Below are 23,760 nucleotides of genomic sequence, written 5' to 3' on the forward strand. Positions count from 1 at the left end.
GAACGAGGAACGCCCGATGAGCCACTCATCCCCTGCGCGCGAGGAATACGAAGTTGTCCTGCAGCCCTTGCTGCAAGTGCCCCTGGAGCGCGAGCTGCCCCTGGGGCAGCGCCTCTGGCAACAAGGCTGGTTGCGCAAGAGCCTGATCCTGGTCCTGCTGGCGCTGCTCTGGGAAGCCGTGGCCCGTTACCAGAACAACGACCTGCTGCTACCGAGTTTTCTGCAAACTGCCAGCGCTCTTTACCAGGGCCTGCTCAGCGGCGAATTGCTGGGCAAGGTGGGCATTTCCCTGGTGGTGCTGCTCAAGGGCTACCTGATCGGCATCGTCCTGGCGTTTGCCTTGACCACTCTGGCGGTCTCGACCCGGCTTGGCCGTGACCTGCTGAGCACCCTGACCTCGATGTTCAATCCGCTGCCGGCCATTGCCCTGCTGCCCCTGGCGCTGCTGTGGTTCGGCCTGGGGCAGAACAGCCTGATCTTCGTGCTGGTGCATTCGGTGCTCTGGGCTTTGGCCTTGAACACCTATGCCGGGTTTCTCGGGGTTTCCGAAACCCTGCGCATGGCCGGGCGCAACTACGGCCTCAAGGGCCTGCGCCTGGTGCTGTTCATCCTGATCCCGGCGGCGCTGCCGTCGATTCTCGCCGGGTTGAAGATCGGCTGGGCTTTCGCCTGGCGCACCCTGATCGCTGCCGAGCTGGTGTTCGGCGCCACCAGCGGCAAGGGTGGCCTGGGCTGGTACATCTTCCAGAACCGCAATGAGTTGTACACCGACAAGGTGTTTGCCGGGCTGGCAGTGGTGATCCTCATCGGCCTGCTGGTGGAAAACCTGATCTTCGACACCCTGGAGCGGATCACGGTAAAACGCTGGGGCATGCAGCGCTGAGCTACCTCGTCCGCCAGTCCCCCGACCGTAGGAGCTGGCTTGCCAGCGAAAGCGTCCTCAAGGGCTATGCAAGGTTCGAGGGCCCATTCGCCGGCAAGCCGGCTCCTACGCGGCTAGTGGGTTCACGGGTAAGGATTGATCTCCCTCATTTTCCTAGGCGCCAAGCCTGCTAGCATTGCGCCTGGATCATCCCTGACCAGTCACGAGTGCTCAGCATGCAACTTCCGGACATGAACCTTCTGGTGGCCCTCGACGCCCTGCTCGACGAGGGCAGCGTGGTGGGCGCGGCGCGGCGCATGAACCTCAGCCCGGCGGCCATGAGCCGGACCCTGACGCGGATCCGCGACGCCCTCGGCGACCCGGTGCTGGTACGTGCCGGACGGGGCCTGGTGCCCACCCCCAAGGCCCTGGAACTGCGCAGCCAGGTGCGCGATGTAGTGGAGCAGGCGGCGCTGGTGTTCCGCTCGGCGGACAAGGTCGACCTGGGTTCCCTGCAGCGGCGCTTCAACGTGCGCGCCAACGATTTTTTCGTCGGCGTGTATGGCGGTCGCCTCATCGATACCCTGGAGCGTCAGGCGCCCTTGTGCGAGCTGCGCTTCGTGCCCGAAGGCGATGGCGATGACGAGGCCCTGCGGGAGGGAAGGATCGACCTGCGGATCAGTAACACCCGGCCCCTGACCCCGGAAGTCAAGGTGCAGAACCTGTTCACCACCGCTTTTGTCGGCCTGGTGCGCGAAGGCCACCCGCTGTTGGACGAAGACATCACCGCCGAGCGTTTTGCCGCGTTTCCCCATATCAGCATGTCTCGCCGGGGCATAGCCCGTGGACCTATCGATGCGGCCCTGGCCGAGCAGGGCCTGGAGCGCCGTGTGCCGCTGATTGCCCCGAGCTTCCACGCCGCCATGTTCATGCTGCCGGATTCGGACCTGATTTTGCCGGTGCCCCAGGAAACCCTACTCAGCGTCTCGCGCCTGGGCCTGCGCTTGCGTTCGTTCGTGCTGCCGATTTCCCTGCCGACCCTGGTTTTGACCCAGGCCTGGCATCCGCGCTACGACAAGGACCCGGCGCACAAGTGGTTTCGCGAAACCCTGCGCACCTCCTGCCAGGCCACCTGGCAAGAAGCCCAGCCGACGTCCTCGTAGGAGCCGGCTTGCCGGCGAAAGCGGTCTTGAGGGCCCCTTCGCTGGCAAGCCAGTTCCTACGGTCAACAGGGTTAATCATTGCGTCTGGCGCACTTATAAACTGTCGATAAGTCAGTTTTCGTCAGCATCGGCTGTTCATAAACTGCTCTGGTTTTCTTGTCTGGAGCAGTATTTCCATGAGTTCCCTCGCTGTCGCTGCGCCTGCTTCGGTTGAAGCCGCCAGCAAGCCGGCAGCCATTGCACCGCCGGTGTTCGGGCCGCGGATCATCATCGGCCTGGTGGGCGTGCTGCTGGCGGTGCTGGTCTCGGGCCTCAACGAGATGGTGACCAAGATCGCCCTGGCGGACATTCGTGGTGCGCTGTTCATCGGCTACGACGAAGGCACCTGGCTGGTGGCCTGCTACACCGCCACCTCGGTGGCGGCCATGGCCTTCGCGCCCTGGTGTTCGGTGACCTTTTCCCTGCGGCGCTTCACCCTGTGTGCCATTGGCCTGTTCACCCTGCTGGGGGTGCTGTGCCCCTTCGCCCCGAACTACGAAAGCCTGTTGCTGCTGCGCACCCTGCAAGGCCTGGCCGGCGGCGCGCTGCCACCGATGCTGATGACCGTGGCCCTGCGGTTCCTGCCGGCCAACGTCAAGCTCTACGGCCTGGCCGGCTATGCCCTGACCGCCACCTTCGGTCCTAGCCTGGGCACGCCCCTGGCGGCACTCTGGACCGAGTACGTGGGCTGGCAATGGGCGTTCTGGCAGGTGGTGCTGCCTTGCCTACTGGCGATGGCGGCGGTGGCTTACGGCCTGCCCCAGGACCCGCTGCGCCTGGAGCGTTTCAAGCAGTTCAACTGGCGCGGCCTGCTGCTGGGCTTTCCGGCGATCTGCATGCTGGTGATCGGTATCCTGCAGGGCAACCGCCTGGACTGGTTCGAGTCGCCGCTGATCTGTGTGCTGCTGGCCGGCGGCCTGGTGCTGCTGGTGCTGTTCATGATCAACGAGTGGTCGCAGCCGATTCCCTTCTTCAAGCTGCAGATGCTCGGCATCCGCAACCTGTCCTTCGCCCTGCTGACCCTGGCCGGGGTGCTGGTGGTACTGACGGCGGTGATCATCATCCCGTCCGCCTATCTGGCTCAGGTCCAGGGCTACCGGCCGTTGCAGACCGCGCCGGTGATGCTGGTGATGGCCCTGCCGCAACTGCTTGCGCTGCCCCTGGTGGCAGCACTGTGCAACCTGCGCTGGGTCGATTGCCGCTGGGTGCTGGGGATCGGCCTGGGCATGCTCGTGCTGTCCTGTCTGGGCGGTACGCACCTGACCTCGGCCTGGATCCGTGACGACTTCTACGTGCTGCAACTGCTGCAGATCTTCGGCCAGCCCATGGCAGTGCTGCCATTGCTGATGCTTTCCACCGGCAGTATCACCCCGATGGAAGGGCCTTTTGCCTCGGCGTGGTTCAACACCGTGAAAGGCCTGGCGGCGGTGATTGCCACCGGTGTGCTGGATGTGCTGACCACCCGCCGCCTGCATTTTCATTCGACCATGCTGGTGGACAGCCTGGGCAACTCGCCTCTGGTGGACGACGGCGTCGCCGGCCTGGCCCGGCGCCTGCACCAGCAGGCCGTAGTGCTGACCTCCGCCGACCTCTACTACTGCATGGCAGGGCTGGCCGCTGTGCTGATCCTGCTGATTTTCTGGCTGCCGACGCGGATCTACCCACCGCGGGCGCCGACTTGAACGAGACCTTTGTCATGACGACCCAGAACAAACACAAAATCGCCATTGCGGTAGCGGCAGTGGCGGCCCTTGGCGTGCTGGCCTACCTGGCGCTGCCGGGGCTGTTCGGCCGCGCCGGCGAGCAGACCACCAACGACGCCTTCATCGCCGCCGACTACACCCTGGTGGCCCCGCGCGTGGCGGGGTTCATCAAGGAAGTGCTGGTGGAGGACAACCAGCAGGTCAAGGCCGGGCAACTGCTGGCGCTGATCGACGACCGTGACCTGCGCGCCGCGGCCCAGGCGGCGGATGCCGAGACCCTGGTGGCCAAGGCGCAGTTGCAGAACGCCCGGGCGACCCTGGACCGGCAGAGTTCGGTGATCGCCCAGGCCCAGGCTGCCTTGAGCGCGGCCCAGGCCGAGCGAGCCTTTGCCGAGCATGAACTGAACCGCTACAACCACCTGGCCGGGGTCGGCGCCGGCACGGTGCAGAACGCCCAGCAGGCCCGGACCCGCATCGACCAGGCCAGCGCCCGGCTGGCCACCGCCACCGCAGCCCTGGCGGCGGAGCGCAAGCAGGTGGAGATCCTCACCGCTCAGCGCGACGCCGCCGAAGGCGGCTTGAAACGTGCCCAGGCGGCCCTGGAAATGGCCAGCTACGAGTTGTCCTACACGCGCATCGTGGCGCCGGTGGACGGCATGGTCGGCGAGCGCGCGGTGCGGGTCGGTGCCTATGTCACCCCGGGCAGCAAGATCCTTGCCGTGGTGCCGCTGCAGCAGGCCTATGTACTGGCCAACTTCCAGGAAACCCAGCTCACCGCCATGCATGCCGGGCAGGTGGTGGAGGTGCGGGTCGACAGCCTGGGCGGCGAGACCCTGCATGGTCGGGTGGAAAGCCTGGCCCCGGCCACCGGTGTGACCTTCGCCGCGGTGAAGCCGGATAACGCCACCGGCAACTTCACCAAGGTGGTGCAGCGCATTCCGGTGAAGATCCTTCTGGAACCCAACCAGCCGTTGGCCGAGCGGTTGCGGGTGGGCATGTCGGTGGAAGCCAGCGTGGACACCCACAGCTCTGCCACCAGCGCCCGCGAGGTGACCCAGCGATGAGCCGCGAACGCAGCCGTCACAGACGCTCCCACGGGCTCCGCACTCTGCTGGCGCTGAGCCTGCTGTCCCTGGCCGCGTGCAATGTCGGCCCGGATTTCCAGAGGCCCCAGGCGACCCAGGTCCAGGCCTGGTCCGCCCCGGCCCAGGCCGCTGCCAGCCAGGCGGTGGACAGCGCCATGCAGGAGCGCTGGTGGGAGGTGTTCAACGACCCGCAACTGTCGGCCCTGAGCCGTCGCGTCCTGAGCGATAACCTCGACCTGCAACTGGCCACCAGCCGTTTGCAGCAGAGCCGGGCGGCGCGCCAGGTCATTACTGCCGAACGCTATCCGAGCACCTCGGCCAATGGCGGCTACGGGCGCAAGCGCAACAGTGCCGAGGGCCTGAACGACCCTTCGGGGAACAACGGAAAATCGGCCTTCAATCTCTGGGAAGCGGGCTTCTCCGCCTCCTGGGAGCTGGATTTCTGGGGCCGGGTGCGGCGCGAAACCGAGGCCGCCGACGCGACCCTGGAAGTGGCGGAGAACGACCGGCGCGGGGTGCTGCTGTCGGTACTGGCGGAAACCGCCCAGGACTACATCCAACTGCGCGGCGTGCAGAGCACCCGGGCGGTCACCGAGCAGAACCTCGAGGTCGCCCGGCACAGCCTGAAACTCTCGCAACTGCGCCTGGCCGACGGCGTGGCCACCGACCTGGACGTGGCCGAAGCCGCCGCCCAGGTTGCCACCATCGAGGCGCAACTGCCGGAGCTGCAACAGCGCCAGGCGCAGCTGATCAATGCCCTGAGCCTGCTGCTGGGGGAGCCACCCCAGGCCTTGCACCAGGAACTGGCCAGCGATGCGCCAGTGCCGCAACCGCCATCCCAGGTGGCTATCGGCCTGCCTTCGCAACTGGCCGAGCGGCGTCCGGATATCCGCCAGGCCGAGGCGCGCCTGCATGCAGCCACGGCCAGCATCGGTGTGGCCAAGGGCGATTTCTATCCGCGCATTACCCTGTCCGGCAACTTCGGCTCCCAGGCCCTGCAACTGGCGGACTTCGGTTCCTGGAGTTCGCGGCAGTTCGGCATCGGCCCGCAGTTCAGCCTGCCGCTGTTCGATGGCGGCCGCCTGCGGGGCATGCTCCAGTTGCGCGAGGCCCAGCAGCAGGAAGCAGCCCTGGCCTACCAGCAGACGGTGCTGCGGGCCTGGCACGAAATCGACGACCAACTGACCCGCTACAACGCCAGCCAGTTGCGCCGCGACAGCCTGGCCGAAGCGGTACGGCAGAACCAGATCGCCCTGCGCACGGCACAGCAGCAGTACATCGAAGGGGTGGTGGATTTCGTCAACGTGCTGACGGTGCAGGGCGCCTTGCTGGCAACCCAGGAGCAGTTGGTGGAAAGCTCGGCCGGAGTGTCCCTGGCCATGGTTGGCCTGTACAAGGCGCTGGGGGGTGGTTGGCAGTCGGTCTACCCATTGCAGGCTGCCAGCCAGCCAGGTTGAAAAGCGTTTTGCCTGGATTGAGAAAAAAGTGTAATGATAATTGCTCTCAATCATGTGCGCAGTTTCATTCATGCAAGCCACCACTGACGGCAACGCTCAACTCCATCGTCTGTATCAGGATCATCACGGCTGGTTGCAGGGCTGGTTGCGCAAGCGCCTGGGCGATCGCGAGCATGCCGCGGACGTGGCGCAGGACACCTTCCTGCGCCTCTTGCTCTCGGGGCGTTTTCCCGGGCAGCAGGAAAGCCGCAGCTACCTGGCGCAGATCGCCCGCAACCTGGTGGTCGACCAATGGCGGCGCGCGCGCATTGAGCGCGCCTACCTGGAAAGCATCGCCCACTTGCCGGAGCCGCAGACCCCCTCCCTGGAAAGCCGCGCGCTGATTCTCGAAACCCTGATGCAGATCGACGCCATGCTCGACCGCATGCCGGACAAAGTGCGCCAGGCCTTTGTCATGTCGCAGTTCGAGGGGCTGGGCTATGCGCAGATTGCCGAGCGCCTGGAGGTTTCCGTCAGCTCGGTGCAGAAGTACATGACCCGGGCGATCCAGGCCTGTTACCAGGTGCTCTACGCAGAATGAAACCTCATCAAGCACCCATTGCCCCCAGCGTTGTCGAGCAGGCCAGCGAGTGGCTGATGCTGCATTGGGGCGGCGAATTGAGCGCGCAGCAGCGCAGCGCCTTCGACGCCTGGCAGCAGGCCGATCCCGAGCACCAGCGAGCCTGGCAACGCCTGCAGCAACTGCAACAGACCCTGCAAGGCGTGCCGGAACACAGCACCCATGTACTGTTGGCCAAGGCGCCGGACCAGCAGCGCCGCGCCGCACTGAAGCTGCTCGGCTTGCTGCTGGTGGCCGGTGGCAGCGGCTACCTGGTGCAGGACAGCCAGCCCTGGCGAGCGGCCTTCGCCGGGCAGCGCAGCGCCACCGGGGAAATACGCCACCTGACCCTGAGCGACGGCAGCCGCCTGGCCCTCAACAGCGCCAGCGCCGTCGACCTGCTGTTCAGCGCCAGCGAACGGCGCATCCGCCTGATCCAGGGCGAGATCCTGCTGACCAGCGGGCATGACCCGTCGCGGCCGCTGATCGTGGAAACCCCCGCCGGCGATATCCAGGCCCTGGGCACACGTTTCGCCGTGCGCGAATTGGACGGCGGCACCCGGGTCGATCTTTACGAAGGGGCGCTGCGGATCAGCCCCCGCCATGCACAGGCCCTGCAACTCAATGCCGGCGAACGCCTGTGGTTCGACGCCGGCCGGGTGTCGGCCCGGCAAGTGGCCCAGGTCAATGCCAGCAGCTGGAGCGAGGGCCGGTTGATTGCCGAACGCCAGCCCCTGGGGCAGTTCGTCGCTGAGCTGTCACGGTATCGGCCAGGGGTGCTGCGCTGCGATGAGCAGGTGGCGGGCTTGCTGCTGACCGGGGTCTTTCCCCTGGCCGACAGCGATGCGGTGCTCGCCGCCCTGGAGCGCTCGCTACCGGTACGGGCCCATGCGGTGACCCGCTACTGGGTAACCCTCAAGCCGCGAGGCTGAATGCAAAAATATTTTGTCAGGCGGTTGTCGATTCCGGCGCGCCGTTCGGGATACCCCATGAAAGCCGATCAAGACGCATTCTCATGGGGAGTTCAGGAATGCCTTACCAGACCGCTGCATCCATTTTGACCCTGGGCGCTACCGCGCGCCGCCGAGCCTTTGTTGCGCTGCTGGCGGTGGCACCCGTGCTGCCAGGCATTGTCCAGGCCGAGCCGGGCAGCCAGAGCCAGGCCCGCGACTACCAGATCGCCCCCGGCAACCTCGACCAGGTGCTGAACCGCTTTGCCAGTGCGGCGGGGATTCTCCTGTCGGTGGATGCGAGCATGACGGCCGGCAAGCACAGCCAGGGCCTGCAAGGCCGCTACGAAGTGGCGCAAGGGCTGCACCAGCTCCTTGCGGGGACCGGCCTGCAAGCCACCCAGAGTGGCGCCAGCTGGGGGCTGCAACCAGTGGCCCAGGGCGCTGCGCTGGAGCTGGGGCCAACCCGCATCGGCGCCACCCAAGTGGATGAAAATGCCTGGGGCGCAGTACCGGGGATCGTGGCCAAGCGCAGCGCCACCGGCAGCAAGACCGATTCGGCGCTGGTGGAGATTCCGCAGACCATCAACGTGATCGGCGCCAAGGAAATCAGCGCCCGTGGTGCCCAGAGCGTGACCGAGGCGCTGCTCTATACCCCGGGCATGACCGGCGGCGGCTTTTCCGACCGGGTGAAGATTTTCGACGAACCCACCTCCCGTGGTTTTTCACCGACTCCGCTGTACCTCGACGGCCTGCACTTGCCCTATGGCGGTGGCAGTACCGGTGGTGCCCTGCAGATCGAGCCCTATTCCCTGGAGCGCATCGAAGTGCTCAAGGGCCCGGCCTCGGTGCTCTACGGGCAGAACCAGCCGGGCGGGATCGTCAACATGGTCAGCAAGCGGCCCACCGAGACCCCCGTGCATCAGCTGAAAGTGGAAGCCGGCAGCTACGACCACAAGAGCATCGCCCTGGACCTGGGCGGCCCGCTGGATGAGCAGGGGCAGTTCCTCTATCGCCTGACCGGCCTGGCCAGCGACAGCCAGGACGCCATCGATTACGTGCAGCGCCAGCGTCAGTTCATCGCCCCGAGCCTGACCTGGCGGCCGGATGACGACACCCAACTGACGGTGTTTGCCCAGTTCCAGAAGGACAACGACGTGCCCGAGGCCCAGGGCCTGCCCAGCGTGGGCACGGTGTTCGCCAACCCCAACGGCAAGATCGACCGCGACCTGTTTCTCGGCGAGCCCGGGGTCAATGCCTACGACCGTGACCAGTTCGTCGTGGGCTACGAGTTCTCCCATCGCCTGAACGATGTCTGGACCCTGAAGCAGAATGCCCGCTATGCCGACGTCGACGACCGTTACCGTGCGCCGCTGCACGGCTACAAGTTCGTCACCAACCCCAAGACCGGGCTCGACGACCAGCGCTACATGACCCGCTACGGGGTCGACTGGAAGCAGCACAACAAGGTCTTCGGCGTGGATAACATCGCCCAGGCCGAATTCGACACCGGGCCGTTCAACCACACGGTGCTGGTGGGGCTGGATTACTACCACTTCAATTCGAAATACCACGGCAAGTACGACTACAACCCGCCGATACTCGACATGTTCACCCCCACCTACGGCCAGTCGCTGAATTTCGGCAACGCTTACCAGTGGGACAACACCATCATCCAGACCGGCCTCTACGTGCAGGACCAGATCAAGTACGAGAAGTGGGTGCTGGTGCTGGGCGGTCGCAACGATTGGGCGGAAACCGACAACAAGGCGCCGCTGGGTGGGGCCCATACCAACGTCAAGAACCAGTCCTTCACCGGGCGCGGGGGGCTGGTGTACCTGTTCGACAACGGGCTGGCGCCCTTTGTCAGCTACTCGGAATCCTTCCTGCCGTTGAGCGGCACCAGCTTCCAGCGCAGCGCGTTCGAACCTTCCACCGGCAAGCAGTACGAAGTGGGGGTGAAATTCCAGCCTCCGGGCCAGGAGAGCTTCGTCCAGGTATCGGCCTATCAGCTGGACCAGGAGAACATTCTGACCACCGACCTGGCCAACCCCGGGTTCAGTATCCAGAGCGGCGCGGTGCGCTCCCGGGGTATCGAGCTTGAAGCCAAGGCCAGCCTCAGCGAATCGCTGGACGTGATTGCCTCGGCATCGCGCAACGACATCAAGTACACCAAGGACAACGATGGCCGCGAGGGTCGCCACCCGGCGGGCATGCCACCCCTGACTGCTGCGTTGTGGCTCAACTACACCATCCTGGGCGACACCCCCCTGGCAGGCCTGGGAGCGGGCGTCGGCGCCCGCTACGTCAAGGGCAGCTACGGCACCGACTACGACGGCGCCTTCCAGATCCCTTCCTACACCGTGTACGACGCCGGCCTGACCTACGACCTTGAAAAGTCGCCGTTGCAGCTCAAGGGCGTGAAGCTGGCGCTGAACGTGAAGAACCTCACCGACAAGACCTACGTCGCCAAATGCACCAGCATCTGGGACTGCTACTACGGCGAAGGCCGGACCATGGTCTCGAGCCTGACTTATGACTGGTAAGGCCGCAGCAGCTGGGCTCACCAGTAGTCCGGCTTGATCGCGGGCGCCTTGCGGGTCGCCACTCGTTCGGGGAACTGGTGCTTGCACAGTTCCTCTGCGCTGACGACCCGGCGCATCCAGTGGGCCTGGGCTTTCAGTGGGCCTGGGCTTTCAGTGAGCCGGGTTGCGGGCGCTGATACTGCGGGCGGTGAGGCAGGATCACGCCAAGGGTCAAGTCCGGGAAGTCTTCGCGAATGGCCCGCAGCGCTGGTGCCATATCGGTGTCTCCCGAGACCAGCACCAGTTGCTCGATGCGTTCATCTGGAGGATGCAGGGCTTGCCTGGCTGCGAGGCGGTACATGCTGATCGCCAGATGGACGTCGGTTTCCTTTTCCTCAAGTTTCCAGATGTCCACCGTGTCCTGGCGTGAAGCCCCTACGGCTTTATTGATGAAGCGTGGGGCTTTGGCCGGTTCAAGCTGATGGCGCCCCAGGTGCACATTGACCTGGGACGCCTTCAAGGCGCGCAGGTAGGTGTCTTGTGCTTCCTTGGAGGCCCGGCCACGGGTGGCCAGCCGGGGTTTGACTGAAGAAGTGAAGTAGTCCACCGAGGCCAGTCGGCTGGCGGGGTTTTCGATCTGCACGATATGGGTCAGCAACCCGGGCAGGTCGAGCCACTTGAATGGGGTGTCGGCCAGCAACCCGTAGAACAGGTTGTAGCCATCGACAAAGAAGGCCGTGCGCACTATTCCATTCCCTGGAAACGAAAAAACCGGCCTGGGCCGGTTTTTTCACCCCAACGGCCAGCGAACTTAATCTCTGCGTACGGGGTTGAGTTGTGAGGTCGAGCCTAGTGCCTGTATTCGTCGAGGTCAATCCTTGTCCGACGAGAGAGGCATCACAAATGGCTGCTTGGCATATCAACTCCGCAGGAACCGTTTTGCCCCAGCAGGCTTCGAGGATCAAGGGCATCGATGGGTATTACTGTGAGCACTTATTGCACCGGATTCAGGGCTCAGGCTGAGGATTCTGCAAGAACACCACGTAGCCCTTGAACCAGGGGCTGTCGCGCAGGGCCTGGGGTTCCTGCCATTCACCGCCCTGAATCAGGCCGACCTTGTAGGGCAGGCCCATGCGGTCCAGGCGCGGCAGGTAGCTGGCGTAGTTGGGGATGCTGCGGCGGCCCTGGTAGGTCTGCACCACCACTTCGTCCACCACGCCCTTGAGCTGGCCGATGGCTTGCGGGTCGGCGTTGCTGCCCCAGTCCATCAACCCGGTGATGCTCAGGCGGTAGTGCGCCGGCAGGCGTTGGCGCAGGTCGCGCAGGAAGTGGCCATAGCGCTCCAGGTCGTGGGTGCTGCTGTCGAAATCGATCTGGATGCCCACCACCTGGGTGCCCGTGGCCTGCCAACGCCGGACCTGGCCCAGCAACTGGTCATACAGCGGTTCGGGCCAGGCCAGGGTGTGGGCGCGGTAGACCACCCACACCTGCTCCTGGCGCAGACGCGACACTGGCAGGCCCTGGGCGATGAGCTGGACGCCGCTGGCCGGATGGCGCCGCGAACGGCTGATCTGGCCCTGGAGGAGGTACAGGGTCCTGGCCTGGCCCAGCACCGGCTGGGTCTTGACCCCGCTCCATAGCCAGAAGGCGTCGTAGTCGGCGGCGTCCACTGCCGCGCTGGCCGGCGTTGCCCAGCACAGCCACAGCGGCAGCAGGCCATAGCCCAGGCGCTTGCCTACCAGTAGTAACGCAGCGACTGGGCCCACTGGGTATCCCCCAACTTGGTCTTCAACTGGCGGAACCAGGCCTTGCGCACGGCGGGTTCGACGCCGGCACCGCCACAGTTGTTATGGCCCGAGGAGGCGTAGCAGTTGATGGCTCGGTACAACGCGTAGGCGCGATCGTCACGGCTGGCCTTGGGGTTGTTGATCACCACCTGATAGCCGTCGAGCCGCGAGAACGGCTTGCCCGGGAACGTGTCCTGGGTACCGCCCAGGTACTCGGCCAGTGGCGGGGTGTCCAGGGGCATGCGGTCGAAGCCGCTGAAACGCATGAACTCGCCGAGGCAGAGCAGCCCGGCCGGAGCTTTCGGGTCACGCTGCAGGAGGGCGGCCGTCTCCAACAGGCTTGGGCAGCGGTAGTCGGGTTTTTCTTCTTCGGGCTGTGGGCCATCCCAGTGGAAGTCCTGCAACGGCGGGGTATCGAGGTAGATGTAGCCCAGGCTGGCGGCAAGGCTAGCGTCGGGCAGGGTGGGCGGCAGTTGCTCGAAGTCTTTGCCGAAGGCCGCGTACTGGCCGCGGGTCAGGTCCTTGTACAGCAGGATAAAACGCGCGGCGTTGCGTTCCGCTGGCGACTCGGCCTTCTGCGCTTGCTGGCGCAGCAGTTGGGGAGAGGCCACCTGGCGCAGGAGAATGGCGCGCACCTGGGCAGTCTTGATCGGCGAGTCGTCGGCGAACACCTTGGCCAGTTGCCCGCTGCGCTCGTAGGTGTAGGCCAGGGCCAGTTCCAGCTGTTCGCGTTGCAGCGGTTGCTGGGCCAGGGGCAGCAATTGCAGCCACAGCGCCTCGGCGCCTTTCCAGTCCTGCTGGGCCTGCAGGGCCAGGCCACGCAGGATCTGCTGGCTGAAGCTCAGGTAGTCCAGTTGCGCCGGCACTTGGCTGGGCAATTGTTTGAGCGCCGCCGCCGGTTGTTTTTCGACATACAGGCTGAAAGCGGCCTGGAGGTAGTCGAACAGCGCCGGCTGGCTGGCGAACAGGGCCTTTTGCTGTTGCAGGGCGTCCCGGGTCAGGGGCGCCGATGGGGCGTCGCGCATGCGCATCAGGTCCTTGACCGCCAGCAGCAGTGGAGCCTTGAAGTGGTCTTCGGGCAGGCTCAGCAGTTTGTAGTCGACTTCTTCCACCAGGTCGTCCAGAGGCATGTTGCGCGGGGTGCCGGGAGCCTGGGTCAGTTGCCAGGCGTAGTCCTCGGCCAGGGCCTGGGTGTCGCCCGTCAGCCAGTGCACACGGCGGATCAGACCCTTGGCGGAAACGGCGTAGCGGCCCTGTGGATAAGTCTTCAGGTAGGCCTCGAAACCGGCGCCGGCCTGTTGCAGGACGGCTTTGTCCACATGCTCCAGATTGACCATGCTCCATTCATCGAAGGCGTTCTGCTGGGCCAGGTTGAGCAGGGTGCGCGGGCTCATGTAGGCCGCGGTTTCGGCCAGCCAGGGCTGGGGATTGTCCTTGAGCGCGGCAAAACCGTTGCCGGCTTCGTTGAAGCGGCCGCTGTAGAAGTCGGCGGCGGCCTGCAGGTAGCCGGCGAACGCCTTGGCCGCTGCCGAGTTCAGGTTGGCCGGCAGCAGCTTGCTCATTTCGCTGGCGTTCCAGTCGCAGCTGGCCAGCAGTTGCACCCGGGCCTCGGCCAGGGCCTGGCGTTCTTCGGGGCTCAGTGGCGCCTGGTCGAGCTGCTCCACAAAAGCCAGGGCACTGGCGTCCGAGTTGCTGCGGCAGCGGCTGCCTTCTCCGGAGAGAAAGCCGTTCCCGGCGGCTTCCTTGCTATCGCGACGCAGGCCTACGGCCTGCAGCAGGCTGTCGAGCTGCTCGGTGGCGGGCGAGGGGCCTGGCTTGGGTGGGTTGCCAGTGTCGGGATCGAGTTCGGGCTGCGCCGGGTGCAGGCGATAGTGCATGAAGGGCACAGGGCCGTAGCCCATGCCCAGCTCATCCTGGGTCAGGGCCCGGGGTGCCAGGGGCAGGCTGCCCTGGTCGGCCAGCAGCAGCCGCAAGTTGACCCGGCTGTCGTTGCCCGGGCTGAGAAAGGGCAGGTTGCTGCAACCGTCCAGGCGATTTGAGTAGAGCGACCAGGTCGGCGAGCAGATGTCATCCGAGCTGGCCTGCGCCTGGCCGGCGCACAGGGCGGTGAGGGTCAATGCCGAGAGCAGAAGCTTGCGCATGAATTGTCCTTAATTCAGAAAAGCCATGAGGGCAGGTTCCGAGTGTGGCGAAAATCATACAGAAGGCGCCGGCTGGCACCTACGTCGCTGGTTAGAAAATCCGCCGTTCTGTGACGCGCCTTTGCTGTCCTCCGGTCTATGTTCATCCATTGCCGGTGATGGCCGGGCCTGACCCCGTACCGCCGTCCCCGAGGGCTATCGGCAAGAGTCGCACATGGCATTCGAGGAGCGGCTTTTTACCCTTGCGTCTGTGCTTTGCGGTTTTCCAGGCAAAGGACGATGCTATCGGGGTTTGAGCGACCAGATCAGGCGAGTTTATGGGGAGCAAGGAATGGATTTTCGCAGAGCGCCGGAGTTGATCGGGCGTTTGCAAGAGCAGGCCGTCGTGCCTCGGGAGCAAGGTGTGCAGCGGCTGATGCGCTTGGCGCTGGAGTATTGGTTGCTGCCGGTGTTGCTGTTGGCTGCGGCCGTTCGCTTTTATGACCTGACCGCCGCGGCCATCTGGGGCGACGAAGGTTCCAGCCTTGTGCTCAGCCAGTATTCGCTGAGCGAAATCTGGTTTCATGCGGCCCGCGACGTCCATCCGCCGCTGTATTTCATGCTCTTGCGTGGTTGGATTGAACTGTTCGGCGACGGGATTTTCTCCATTCGCACCTTCAGCGCGCTGCCAGGGATAGTCACCGTAGGGCTCGGCATGTGGCTGGTGGCGCTGCTGGCGACCCGTCGCGCGGCGATTCTCGCCGGTGTGCTGCTGGCCCTGCTGCCCACGGCCGTGCGCTACAGCCAGGAAGTGCGCATGTATGCGCTGCTCGGCCTGTTGCTGCTGGGGGCGACCCTGGCCCTGGTGTACTGGCTGCGCCAGCCCTCGCGTCGGGGCCATCTGGTGAGCTACGCGCTGCTGATGACCCTGGCTTTCTACACCCATTACTTCACGGTGTTCTGCGTGCTGGCGCACTGGCTGTACCTGGTCGTTTCGGGCGTGCGCGCCGAGGGTGGCGGGCGCCTGGTCACCCGCCCGGCCTGGTGGCTGGCGAATGCGGCGATCGTGCTGCTGTTCCTGCCCTGGGTTCCGGAGTTGCTGGACCTGCTGCGGCACATGGACGAGCTGAAGGCCAATGGCGATGTCGGCTGGGAGCCGGTGGTCACCTGGTCTTCGCTGCCGGCGATGGTCTGGCAATTGCTGATCCAGGACGAAGGCGACAACCTGCCAGGTGCGCTGTTCGTGGGCATGCCGCTGCTGTTGCTGGCGGTCTGTAGCGTCCTGGCCTGGCGTGATGGTGCACCTGCCAGGTTCGGCGGGCTGCTGGCGAGTTTCACCCTGCTGCCGTTGTTGTTGGTGTTTGCGGTGTCGTTCGCTTCGCCAGTGTTTATCGAACGCTACCTGACCGCGTATGCCTTGGGCTTGCCGATGATCATGGCGGTGCTCATCGATCGCTGGCTTAAGAGTGCCCGGCTGGTGGCGCTGGCGTTGCTGCTGGGGTTCGTGGGGCTGGAAGCGGTGGGGCTGAAAAACAACATCGATGTCGACGCCAACGACCAGATCAGCGTGATGGTCGACTACGTCAACCGGCACTACGTCGCGGGCGACCGCATCGTTATCAGCGACATGCTCTGGTACTTGAGCTACGTCTACTACAACCGCACCGACGCCCAGCCGATGCTCTATACGCCGCCGCTGCCGGGAGGCACCTCCAGCAGGCCGAACGCCTACGGCTTCGGCACCCTGATCGACCACCCGGATCAGGTCTACCTGGATCAGTTGAGCGCCTTGTCAGTGGGCAGCGGGCGCTATTGGCTGGTGGGGTCGGACGATCAGTCCGAGGAATTCGCGCCATTGCCCCAGGGGTGGCACAAAGTCGGTCAGTTCGCCGCGGGTGGTACTCGGGCCCGCTTGTTTGTCCTCTGTGGCTCGGCAGCCGGCGCTTCCTGTGCCGGGCAATGAACGCGCAGGGTGCCGTTCGGAAGTTCGAGGCCTTGTGTCTTGCAGCGCGACCTAGACTTGCATCAGGAGTCACAGTCCTGTCCCCGCTTGCGGGGCACCGAGGTGCATCATGCGTATGGCAAGAACCGTGCAGCGCAGCCTGGAACAAGCCGCTTGCGAGTTTGATCTGGTGAGCCATCCCCATTCCGCCAGCAGCCTGGAAACGGCGCGGGTGGCGGGGGTACCGGCGGAGCGAGTGGCCAAGTCGGTGATCCTCGACGATCACCACGGCCATTACCTGATGGCGGTGTTGCCGGCCAGTCGGCACCTGGACCTCGGCAAGGTGCGCGGCAGCGGCGAATGGCAGGTCACCCGGGAAAGCACCCTGGCCCACCTGTTCAACGACTGCGAGCGCGGCGCGGTGCCGGCCCTGGGCGAGTCCTATGGGCTGGACGTGGTGATCGACCCGCTGCTGACCCGGCAGAAAGACATCTACCTGGAAGCCGGCAACCACCACAACCTGGTGCACATGAGCATGGCTCAGTACCTGAAGCTGGTGCCCCACGCCGAGGTTTGCGAAGTCTCGCACTGATCAGGAGCCCGACCATGGAAGCACCGACCCACAGCCTGCCGGCGTTGTTCAAGCAGTTGGGGCTGGCCGACGACCCGGTGAGCATCGAGCGTTTGATCGCCACCCATTCGCCGCTCAAACCGGAGCTGCACCTGGCGGACGCATTTTTCTGGAGCGAGAGCCAGGCCGACTTTCTGCGCACGGAAGTGCTCGATGATGCGGATTGGGCCGAGGTGGTGGATCAGTTGGATGTGTTGTTGAGGAAGGGGCGCGGGGGCTGATGAGCTGTAGTTGTTGATATGGAGGATTTAGACCAGAATCACGACCTGAATTGAGGTCATGATTATGCAGAGTATTCTGGCTGACAAAGCCGTCAGCGTATCTGAGTTGAAGAAAAACCCTTCTGCCGTCTTGAGTGGTGCCCAGGGCGGGCCAGTGGCGGTGTTGAATCACAATCGTGTCATGGGCTACATGGTTCCGGCCGAGGTTTTCGAAGCGTTGATGGAACGCCTGGATGATCTGGAGTTGGCCGAAATCATCCGCGAGCGCAGCCATGAGACGCCCGTTCCGGTCAGTCTGGATGACTTATAGCCTTGAGTTCCTGCCTTCGGCACACAAGGAATGGAGCAAGTTGGGGCATACGCTTCGAGAGCAATTCAAGAAAAAGCTCGCCGAACGGCTTGAGGTGCCGCGAATCCCTGCTGATGCCCTGCATGGGCTTCCCGATTGCTACAAAATTAAACTCAAGGCTTCGGGCTACCGATTGGTTTATCAAGTGATCGAAGAGCGCGTCGTGGTTTGCGTGGTTGCGGTCGGCAAGCGCGAGCGTGGAACCGTTTACGAGCAGGCCAGGAAACGCTGAGGTTCGCTGGCAAGCTGTGCATCTTCACTCTCAGGCAATTGTTACAAAACTTGACTGGATTTATCCGTCAATGACATATTGATAGTTAGCAAACTAACAGTGTGCGAACAATCTTGTGTCCAACTCCCTTGAATCACTCCACATGAATATCAGCAGTGGCATGGTGGTCGCGTCCCGGCATTGGCGGCGGATCTGCCAGACCACGCTGGTCAACTTCGGCATTTCCGAAGCCTGCGCGGTGCCGCTGTTGATGATCGGGCGCCTGGGCGAGGGCGTGCGCCAGGTCACGGTGGCCCAGGCCGCGGGGATGGAAAGCCCGTCCCTGGTGCGCCTGCTGGATCAACTGTGCAGCGCCGGCTACGTGTGCCGCAGTGAAGACCCCCACGACCGCCGGGCCAAATGCCTGAGCCTGACCGACACCGGTCGCGAGCTGGTGCAGGCGGTGGAAAGCGAGTTGGTGCGCCTGCGTCATGAAGTGCTGGAAGGCATTGGCAGCGCCGACCTGGAAGCGGCGTTGCGGGTGATCCGCGCGTTCGAGTCCGCCAGTCATGTACCGGTGCTGCCATCTTGAAAGGCTTCTTTACCGGCATGCCTCCCGCGCGGGACTGGTTCTATGGCGTACGTACCTTCGCCGCGTCGATGATCGCCCTGTACATCGCCATGCTGATGCAGATGCCCCGTCCGTATTGGGCGATGGCCACGGTGTACATCGTCTCCAGCCCCTACGTCGGCCCCACCAGTTCCAAGGCCCTGTACCGGGCGATCGGCACCTTTCTCGGGGCGGCGGCCGCGGTGCTGTTCGTGCCGATGTTCGTGCAGAGCCCCTACCTGCTGGTGGTGATCATCGCCCTGTGGACCGGGATCCTGCTGTTCCTGTCCATGCACCTGCGCACTGCCAACAACTACGCCCTGATGCTGGCCGGCTACACCTTGCCGCTGATCGCCCTGCCGGTGGTGGACAACCCCCTGGGGGTCTGGGACGTCGCCGAGGCGCGGACCGAGGAAATCTTCCTCGGCATCGTTTGCGCCGCGGTGATCGGCAGCATGTTCTGGCCCCGGCGGCTGGCCCCGGTGTTCGTCGATTCCGCCGCCAAGTGGTTCGCCGATGCTGCGCTCTACAGCCAGCGCTTCCTGGCCCGCAACGTCCAGCCCGAGGAAGTCAGTGCCCTGCGCGCGTCCATGGTGGGCACCTTCAACACCCTGGAACTGATGATCGGCCAGTTGCCCCACGAGGGCGCCCGGCCGCAGACCGTGCGCAACACCAAGGAGCTGCGCGGGCGGATGATCAATCTGCTGCCGGTGGTGGATGCCCTGGACGATGCCCTGTATGCCCTGGAACGGCGTACCCCGGAGCTGGTGGCGCAGTTCGCCCCCTTGCTGGCCAAGGCCGATGAATGGCTGCAAGGCACCGCCCGGGATGCTTCGGTGGAACGCTGGCAGGCCCTGCGCGATGAACTCGAAGCCTTGCAGCCAAGCCCCGAAGCCCTGGATGACCGGCGCCAGTTGCTGATGTCCAACGCTCTGTATCGCCTCGGCGAGTGGATCGACCTGTGGCAGGACTGCCGCAGCCTGCAGCACGCCATCCAGAGTGAAAGCCAGGCGCCCTGGCGCGCGGTCTACCGGCATTGGCGGCTGGGCCGGTTGACGCCGTTTCTCGATCGTGGGCTGATGCTGTACTCGGCGGGCTCGACGGTCCTGGCGATCATCGTCGCCTCGGTGCTGTGGATTCTCCTGGGCTGGACCGACGGCGGCAGCGCCGTGATCCTGGCGGCGGTGGCCTGCAGTTTCTTTGCTTCCATGGACGACCCGGCGCCGCAGATCTACCGGTTCTTTTTCTGGACCGCGATGTCGGTGCTGTTCGCCAGCCTCTACCTGTTCCTGATCCTGCCCAACCTGCACGACTTCCCGATGCTGGTGCTGGCCTTTGCCGTGCCGTTCATTTGCGTCGGCACCCTGACGGTGCAGCCGCGGTTCTACCTCGGCATGCTGCTGACCATCGTCAACACCTCGTCCTTCATCAGCATCCAGGGCGCCTACGACGCGGACTTCCTGAGTTTTGCCAACTCCAACCTGGCCGGCCCCATGGGCCTGCTGTTCGCCTTTGTCTGGACCCTGATCGCCCGGCCGTTCGGCTCCGAACTGGCGGCCAAGCGCCTGACCCGCTTCAGCTGGCGCGACATCGTCAGCCTCAGCGAACCGGCGACCCTGGCCGAACACCGGCACATGGGTGCACAGATGCTCGACCGCCTGATGCAGCACCTGCCGCGCCTGGCCATGACCGGGCAGGACACCGGCATAGCCCTGCGGGAGTTGCGCGTGGCGCTCAATATGCTGGACCTGCTGGCCTACGCACCGCGGGTGCAGGGCGTGGCCCAGAGCCTGCTGCGCCAGGTGGTGGCCGAGGTGGGCGAGTACTTCAAGGCCTGCCTCAAGGCCGGCGAACGCCTGCCGGCCCCCAGCGGGCTGTTGATGACCCTCGACCGTACCCGCCGCGCCCTCGGCAGCCAGGGCCTGCAAGGCGACCACGAAACCCGCCTGCACCTGCTGCACGCCCTCAGCGGCCTGCGCCTGGCGCTGTTGCCAGGGGTGGAATTCGTCGCCACCGGCGAGCTTGAAGAACCCCTTCCCCATGGCATCGATGGAGCGCCCCTATGATCGGTGATCTGGATATCAGCGGGGTGTTCCTGCCCACGCTGCTGGTGCTGATGGGCATCACTTATGGCTTGTACCTGCTGGTGCACGGGGTGCTGACGCGCTTGCACTTTTATCGTCTGGTCTGGCACCGGGCGCTGTTCAACGTGGGTCTCTACGCTCTGCTACTGGGCGCGGTGGACTCTCTCAGTCGATACCTGATGACATGAAAAAACCTTTATTGACCATTGGCCGTGTGGTCCTGACGTTACTGGTGGTGACCTTCGCGGTCGTGGTGGTCTGGCGCATGGTGATGTACTACATGTTCGCGCCCTGGACCCGGGACGGGCATATCCGCGCCGATATCGTGCAGATCGCTCCGGACGTGTCCGGGCTGATCCAGCAAGTGCAGGTGCGTGACAACCAACTGGTGCAGCGCGGCCAGGTGCTGTTCAGCATCGACCAGGACCGCTTCAAGCTGGCCCTGCGCCAGGCCAAGGCGGCCCTGGCCGACCGCCAGGAAACCCTGGCCCAGGCCCAGCGCGAGGCCAAGCGCAACCGTGGCCTGGGCAACCTGGTGCCGCGCGAGCAACTGGAAGAAAGCCAGTCCCGCGAGGCCCGTGCCCAATCGGCCCTGGCCGAGGCCCAGGTGGCGGTGGACAGCGCCCAGCTCAACCTCGACCGCTCGGTGGTACGCAGCCCGGTGGACGGCTACGTCAACGACCGTGCACCGCGCACCCAGGAATTCGTCACCGCCGGGCGCCCGGTGCTGTCGGTGGTGGACAGCAACTCCTTCCACATCGATGGCTATTTCGAAGAGACCAAGCTCGATGGCATCCATGTCGGCCAGGCCGTGGATATCCGTGTGATCGGCGACCGTGCGCGGCTGCGCGGGCATGTGGAAAGCATCGTCGCCGGGATCGAGGACCGTGATCGCAGCAGCGGCTCCAACCTGTTGCCCAACGTCAACCCGGCCTTCAGCTGGGTGCGCCTGGCGCAACGGATTCCGGTGCGCATCGCCTTCGACGATGTGCCGGCGGACTTTCGCATGATCGCCGGGCGCACCGCCACGGTGTCGATCCTCGACGACCAGGCCAAGCAGGAGCCCGGCCAATGAACAACGGCGCGCGTTTGGCCCTGGCCGGGCTCGGCCTGCTGCTCTCGGCCTGCCAGATGGTCGGGCCGGATTACCAGGTGCCCGGGGATGCTGCGGTGCAGCGCAAGGATTTGCAGGGCCAGTTGAGCGCCAAGGGCGCCAACGTGGTGTCGGCGCCGGTGCCTGCCGACTGGTGGCGGCTGTACCAGGACCCGCGCCTGGACCAGCTGGTGCAGCAGGCCCTGGCTTCCAACACCGACCTGCGGGTGGCGGCGGCCAACCTGGCTCGGGCCCGTGCCCAGGTGGATGAAGCCCAGGCCGCCGGTGGCTGGAGCGGTGGGGTCAAGGCCGGGGTCGAGCGCCTGCAGGAATCCGGCGAAGCCTTCCTGCTGCCGGAAAAGGTGCCAGTGGCCAACGTCGGCAACCTGTCCATCAGCACCTCCTACCAGTTCGACCTGTTCGGCACCTTGCAGCGCGGCATCGAGGCGGCCCAGGCCAATGCCGACGCGACCCAGGCTGCGGCGGATACCGCGCGCATCACCCTGGTGGCGGACGTGGTGCGGGCCTACACCCAGGTTTGCGCGGCCAACGAAGAACGGGAAATCGCCGAGCACTCCCTGAGCCTGCAAGCCCAGAGCACCGAGCTGACCCAGCGCCTGCGCGATGCGGGGCGCGGCGACGAAACCCAGGTCACCCGTTCCCAGACCCAATTCAAATCCCTGCGTGCCGAACTGCCGCGCTATGAGGCGGCGCGCCAATCGGGCCTGTTCCGCCTGTCGATGCTGCTGGCCAAGCCGCTGGATCAATTGCCCGCCGGCACTGACAGTTGCGCCCAGTTGCCGCATATCACCCAGCTTTTGCCGGTGGGCGATGGCGCGGCGCTGCTCAAGCGCCGCCCCGACGTACGGCAGGCCGAGCGCCAGCTGGCCGCCGCCACCGCGCGAATCGGCGTGGCCACCGGGGCCCTGTATCCGGATATCAGCATCGGCGCGACGGTCGGCACCGTGGGCATCCTCGACAACCTCGGCAAGCCTTCCACCAATCGCTGGGGCTTCGGCCCGCTGATCAGCTGGACGGTGCCGGCCAATGGCGCCCGCGAGCGCATTCATGAAGCCGAGGCCGCCAGCCAGGGCGCCCTGGCGCATTTCGATGGGGTGGTGCTCAACGCCATCCGCGAAACCCAGACCGGCCTGGCCCAGTACAGCGCGCAACTGCAGCGCCGCGATGCCCTGGCGGATGCCGAGCAGTCGGCGCAACTGGCGGCGGACCAGACCCACCGCTTCTTCCAGGCCGGGCGCGCGTCCTTCCTCGCCGACCTGCAGGCCACCCGTACCTACACCGATATGCGCGCGCAACTGGCGGCGGCCAACACCCAGGTAGCCATGAGCCAGATCGATCTGTTCCTGGCCCTGGGCGGCGGTTGGGAAAGCGGACGAACGCAAGGCCCGGAGCACGCGAAACCCTGAGGCGGTTGCTATGCTTTGATCAGTTGGAAAAGTGCCTTGTGCAACGTGCCTTCCAACCGATCAAAGCATGTGATGGTCATGGGGATTCCAATAATGAAAAACCCTTATGCTCCGGGCTTCTGGTGCGCGCTCTGCGCCCTGGTGCTGCTGTCTGCCACCTACTTCTACGGCATCATGCTGGCCCATCAGATCGACAAGGCCCTGGTGTTCCTCGACAGCGCCAGCGCGTTGATCGCGGTGATGGCCATCGGTGTGGTGGCCTGGGCCTCCTTTCAGGGCCAGAAAATCAAGAAGAAACAGCTCGAACAGAGCAAGACCCTGGTGGTCATCTGGGACACCAAGGTGGCCTTGCGCCGGGTCGAAACTGTATTCGACCGTTACTTCTGGGGCAGTTACTGGCAACCGGGGCGGACCTTCGCCGAAGTCATGGGCGAACTCACCGGCACCCCGCTGGAAAAGAGCCTGGAGGCCCTGAAGAAGCAGTGCATGCTGCTGGACAAGCAAGCCGAGGACGGTCACCACTGGCTGAGCAATGCCCGGGAGCTGTCGGATGTCGCCACCGCCATGGCGCGGGAGCGCTACCAGCTGGATTTCTGCGACCCACGGGGCGAATCCCGGGGCAACAGCGCGGTGATCGACCGGGATTTCGAGGTCCTGGTGTACACCTGGAGCGCCCGGCTCAAGAGCTTCGATCATCAGCTCGATGCCTTGGAAATCGAATACTCCTAAAAGCCCCTTCCCCTGGCCCTGTAACAGCGGCGGCTGCCGGTTTGCGGCAGCCGCTGCCGGGGCCATCTCCCCGCGCTCCACGGTTTTTCACATTCAAAGATTGGGCTCGCCCTAGCCGCCAGTGGTAATCTGCGCCGGTTTTACGCGGAGTCGAGCCGCAACCCGTCATGGGTT

General features: G+C 64.9%; 21 protein-coding genes and 1 pseudogene. 19 read left to right on the top strand and 3 right to left on the bottom strand.

The annotated features are described in order from the left end of the window. The first annotated feature begins 16 nt into the window (after positions 1 to 16). The 8 genes from KI242_RS00725 to KI242_RS00760 all read left to right on the top strand — a co-directional run bounded on the left by KI242_RS00725 (position 17) and on the right by KI242_RS00760 (position 10,403). Complete coding sequence (locus tag KI242_RS00725; protein WP_011058521.1) at positions 17 to 883, top strand: ABC transporter permease; 867 nt, start codon at positions 17 to 19, stop codon at positions 881 to 883. Positions 884 to 1,098: 215 nt separating this feature from the next. Next, on the top strand, positions 1,099 to 2,025 hold the full coding sequence (locus KI242_RS00730; RefSeq protein ID WP_011058522.1) for a LysR family transcriptional regulator: 927 nt from the start codon (positions 1,099 to 1,101) through the stop codon (positions 2,023 to 2,025). A gap of 176 nt (positions 2,026 to 2,201) precedes the next feature. Continuing rightward, a complete protein-coding gene (locus tag KI242_RS00735) occupies positions 2,202 to 3,746 on the top strand; it encodes an MFS transporter (protein ID WP_011058523.1) in 1,545 nt (514 codons plus the stop codon). 14 nt (positions 3,747 to 3,760) lie between these two features. Beyond that, complete coding sequence (locus KI242_RS00740) at positions 3,761 to 4,831, top strand: HlyD family secretion protein (protein WP_011058524.1); 1,071 nt, start codon at positions 3,761 to 3,763, stop codon at positions 4,829 to 4,831. Continuing rightward, positions 4,828 to 6,309 carry an efflux transporter outer membrane subunit gene (locus tag KI242_RS00745; RefSeq protein WP_015633681.1) on the top strand — a complete coding sequence of 494 codons (1,482 nt, stop codon included), beginning with the start codon at positions 4,828 to 4,830 and terminating at the stop codon, positions 6,307 to 6,309. Before KI242_RS00740 ends, KI242_RS00745 begins: the two co-directional genes overlap by 4 nt. A gap of 70 nt (positions 6,310 to 6,379) precedes the next feature. After that, the gene (locus KI242_RS00750; RefSeq protein ID WP_011058526.1) at positions 6,380 to 6,889 is read left to right on the top strand and encodes a sigma-70 family RNA polymerase sigma factor; all 510 of its coding nucleotides are present in this window, start codon (positions 6,380 to 6,382) and stop codon (positions 6,887 to 6,889) included. Further along, positions 6,886 to 7,839: a FecR family protein gene (locus tag KI242_RS00755; protein WP_212805830.1), complete on the top strand. Its 954-nt coding sequence runs from the start codon at positions 6,886 to 6,888 to the stop codon at positions 7,837 to 7,839. Before KI242_RS00750 ends, KI242_RS00755 begins: the two co-directional genes overlap by 4 nt. 98 nt (positions 7,840 to 7,937) lie before the next feature. Further along, complete coding sequence (locus tag KI242_RS00760) at positions 7,938 to 10,403, top strand: TonB-dependent siderophore receptor (protein ID WP_053148377.1); 2,466 nt, start codon at positions 7,938 to 7,940, stop codon at positions 10,401 to 10,403. 17 nt (positions 10,404 to 10,420) lie between these two features. Here the strand turns inward: KI242_RS00760 and KI242_RS00765 are convergent. The 3 genes and pseudogenes from KI242_RS00765 to KI242_RS00775 all read right to left on the bottom strand — a co-directional run bounded on the left by KI242_RS00765 (position 10,421) and on the right by KI242_RS00775 (position 14,310). Further along, positions 10,421 to 11,127 (bottom strand): annotated as a pseudogene (locus KI242_RS00765) (NYN domain-containing protein). A gap of 262 nt (positions 11,128 to 11,389) precedes the next feature. Then, a complete protein-coding gene (locus tag KI242_RS00770; protein ID WP_015633686.1) occupies positions 11,390 to 12,148 on the bottom strand; it encodes a DUF3142 domain-containing protein in 759 nt (252 codons plus the stop codon). Beyond that, positions 12,118 to 14,310: an outer membrane assembly lipoprotein YfiO gene (locus tag KI242_RS00775; protein ID WP_212805831.1), complete on the bottom strand. Its 2,193-nt coding sequence runs from the start codon at positions 14,308 to 14,310 to the stop codon at positions 12,118 to 12,120. The genes KI242_RS00770 and KI242_RS00775 overlap by 31 nt, the downstream gene beginning before the upstream one ends. A 331-nt stretch (positions 14,311 to 14,641) precedes the next feature. Between KI242_RS00775 and KI242_RS00780 the strand changes: the two genes are divergently transcribed. The 11 genes from KI242_RS00780 (at position 14,642) to KI242_RS00830 (ending at position 23,586) form a co-directional block, all read left to right on the top strand. Then, entirely contained in the window at positions 14,642 to 16,252 is a 1,611-nt protein-coding gene (locus KI242_RS00780) for a glycosyltransferase family 39 protein (RefSeq protein ID WP_212805832.1), read from the top strand. A 109-nt stretch (positions 16,253 to 16,361) separates the two neighbouring features. Further along, a complete protein-coding gene (locus tag KI242_RS00785) occupies positions 16,362 to 16,823 on the top strand; it encodes a YbaK/EbsC family protein (protein WP_011058532.1) in 462 nt (153 codons plus the stop codon). Between the two features lie 14 nt (positions 16,824 to 16,837). Continuing rightward, positions 16,838 to 17,083, top strand: coding sequence for a DUF2789 domain-containing protein (locus KI242_RS00790; protein ID WP_212805833.1), 246 nt, complete (start codon positions 16,838 to 16,840; stop codon positions 17,081 to 17,083). A gap of 64 nt (positions 17,084 to 17,147) precedes the next feature. Beyond that, positions 17,148 to 17,393, top strand: a complete 246-nt coding sequence (locus KI242_RS00795) for a type II toxin-antitoxin system Phd/YefM family antitoxin (protein ID WP_011058534.1) — start codon at positions 17,148 to 17,150, stop codon at positions 17,391 to 17,393. Next, positions 17,383 to 17,664 carry a type II toxin-antitoxin system RelE/ParE family toxin gene (locus KI242_RS00800; RefSeq protein ID WP_103740982.1) on the top strand — a complete coding sequence of 94 codons (282 nt, stop codon included), beginning with the start codon at positions 17,383 to 17,385 and terminating at the stop codon, positions 17,662 to 17,664. The genes KI242_RS00795 and KI242_RS00800 overlap by 11 nt, the downstream gene beginning before the upstream one ends. Positions 17,665 to 17,806: 142 nt before the next feature. Beyond that, positions 17,807 to 18,235 carry a MarR family transcriptional regulator gene (locus KI242_RS00805; RefSeq protein ID WP_011058536.1) on the top strand — a complete coding sequence of 143 codons (429 nt, stop codon included), beginning with the start codon at positions 17,807 to 17,809 and terminating at the stop codon, positions 18,233 to 18,235. Continuing rightward, a complete protein-coding gene (locus tag KI242_RS00810; protein WP_041751900.1) occupies positions 18,232 to 20,319 on the top strand; it encodes an FUSC family protein in 2,088 nt (695 codons plus the stop codon). The genes KI242_RS00805 and KI242_RS00810 overlap by 4 nt, the downstream gene beginning before the upstream one ends. Then, a complete protein-coding gene (locus KI242_RS00815; protein ID WP_011058538.1) occupies positions 20,316 to 20,525 on the top strand; it encodes a DUF1656 domain-containing protein in 210 nt (69 codons plus the stop codon). Before KI242_RS00810 ends, KI242_RS00815 begins: the two co-directional genes overlap by 4 nt. After that, positions 20,522 to 21,412 carry an HlyD family secretion protein gene (locus KI242_RS00820; protein ID WP_011058539.1) on the top strand — a complete coding sequence of 297 codons (891 nt, stop codon included), beginning with the start codon at positions 20,522 to 20,524 and terminating at the stop codon, positions 21,410 to 21,412. Before KI242_RS00815 ends, KI242_RS00820 begins: the two co-directional genes overlap by 4 nt. Next, a complete protein-coding gene (locus KI242_RS00825; protein WP_011058540.1) occupies positions 21,409 to 22,857 on the top strand; it encodes an efflux transporter outer membrane subunit in 1,449 nt (482 codons plus the stop codon). The genes KI242_RS00820 and KI242_RS00825 overlap by 4 nt, the downstream gene beginning before the upstream one ends. Positions 22,858 to 22,950: 93 nt before the next feature. Then, the gene (locus tag KI242_RS00830; RefSeq protein ID WP_015633693.1) at positions 22,951 to 23,586 is read left to right on the top strand and encodes a hypothetical protein; all 636 of its coding nucleotides are present in this window, start codon (positions 22,951 to 22,953) and stop codon (positions 23,584 to 23,586) included. Positions 23,587 to 23,760 lie beyond the last annotated feature (174 nt).

This window comes from Pseudomonas sp. Eqa60 (genome assembly GCF_018326405.1).
In the GTDB taxonomy this organism is placed as follows: Bacteria; Pseudomonadota; Gammaproteobacteria; order Pseudomonadales; family Pseudomonadaceae; genus Aquipseudomonas; species Aquipseudomonas protegens.

Coding starts and splice junctions, on each gene's coding strand:
- KI242_RS00725 (WP_011058521.1), top strand. CDS start 17: ATGAGCCACTCATCCCCTGCGCGCGAGGAATACGAAGTTGTCCTGCAG.
- KI242_RS00730 (WP_011058522.1), top strand. CDS start 1,099: ATGCAACTTCCGGACATGAACCTTCTGGTGGCCCTCGACGCCCTGCTC.
- KI242_RS00735 (WP_011058523.1), top strand. CDS start 2,202: ATGAGTTCCCTCGCTGTCGCTGCGCCTGCTTCGGTTGAAGCCGCCAGC.
- KI242_RS00740 (WP_011058524.1), top strand. CDS start 3,761: ATGACGACCCAGAACAAACACAAAATCGCCATTGCGGTAGCGGCAGTG.
- KI242_RS00745 (WP_015633681.1), top strand. CDS start 4,828: ATGAGCCGCGAACGCAGCCGTCACAGACGCTCCCACGGGCTCCGCACT.
- KI242_RS00750 (WP_011058526.1), top strand. CDS start 6,380: ATGCAAGCCACCACTGACGGCAACGCTCAACTCCATCGTCTGTATCAG.
- KI242_RS00755 (WP_212805830.1), top strand. CDS start 6,886: ATGAAACCTCATCAAGCACCCATTGCCCCCAGCGTTGTCGAGCAGGCC.
- KI242_RS00760 (WP_053148377.1), top strand. CDS start 7,938: ATGCCTTACCAGACCGCTGCATCCATTTTGACCCTGGGCGCTACCGCG.
- KI242_RS00775 (WP_212805831.1), bottom strand. CDS start 14,310: ATGCGCAAGCTTCTGCTCTCGGCATTGACCCTCACCGCCCTGTGCGCC.
- KI242_RS00780 (WP_212805832.1), top strand. CDS start 14,642: ATGGATTTTCGCAGAGCGCCGGAGTTGATCGGGCGTTTGCAAGAGCAG.
- KI242_RS00785 (WP_011058532.1), top strand. CDS start 16,362: ATGCGTATGGCAAGAACCGTGCAGCGCAGCCTGGAACAAGCCGCTTGC.
- KI242_RS00790 (WP_212805833.1), top strand. CDS start 16,838: ATGGAAGCACCGACCCACAGCCTGCCGGCGTTGTTCAAGCAGTTGGGG.
- KI242_RS00795 (WP_011058534.1), top strand. CDS start 17,148: ATGCAGAGTATTCTGGCTGACAAAGCCGTCAGCGTATCTGAGTTGAAG.
- KI242_RS00800 (WP_103740982.1), top strand. CDS start 17,383: ATGACTTATAGCCTTGAGTTCCTGCCTTCGGCACACAAGGAATGGAGC.
- KI242_RS00805 (WP_011058536.1), top strand. CDS start 17,807: ATGAATATCAGCAGTGGCATGGTGGTCGCGTCCCGGCATTGGCGGCGG.
- KI242_RS00815 (WP_011058538.1), top strand. CDS start 20,316: ATGATCGGTGATCTGGATATCAGCGGGGTGTTCCTGCCCACGCTGCTG.
- KI242_RS00820 (WP_011058539.1), top strand. CDS start 20,522: ATGAAAAAACCTTTATTGACCATTGGCCGTGTGGTCCTGACGTTACTG.
- KI242_RS00825 (WP_011058540.1), top strand. CDS start 21,409: ATGAACAACGGCGCGCGTTTGGCCCTGGCCGGGCTCGGCCTGCTGCTC.
- KI242_RS00830 (WP_015633693.1), top strand. CDS start 22,951: ATGAAAAACCCTTATGCTCCGGGCTTCTGGTGCGCGCTCTGCGCCCTG.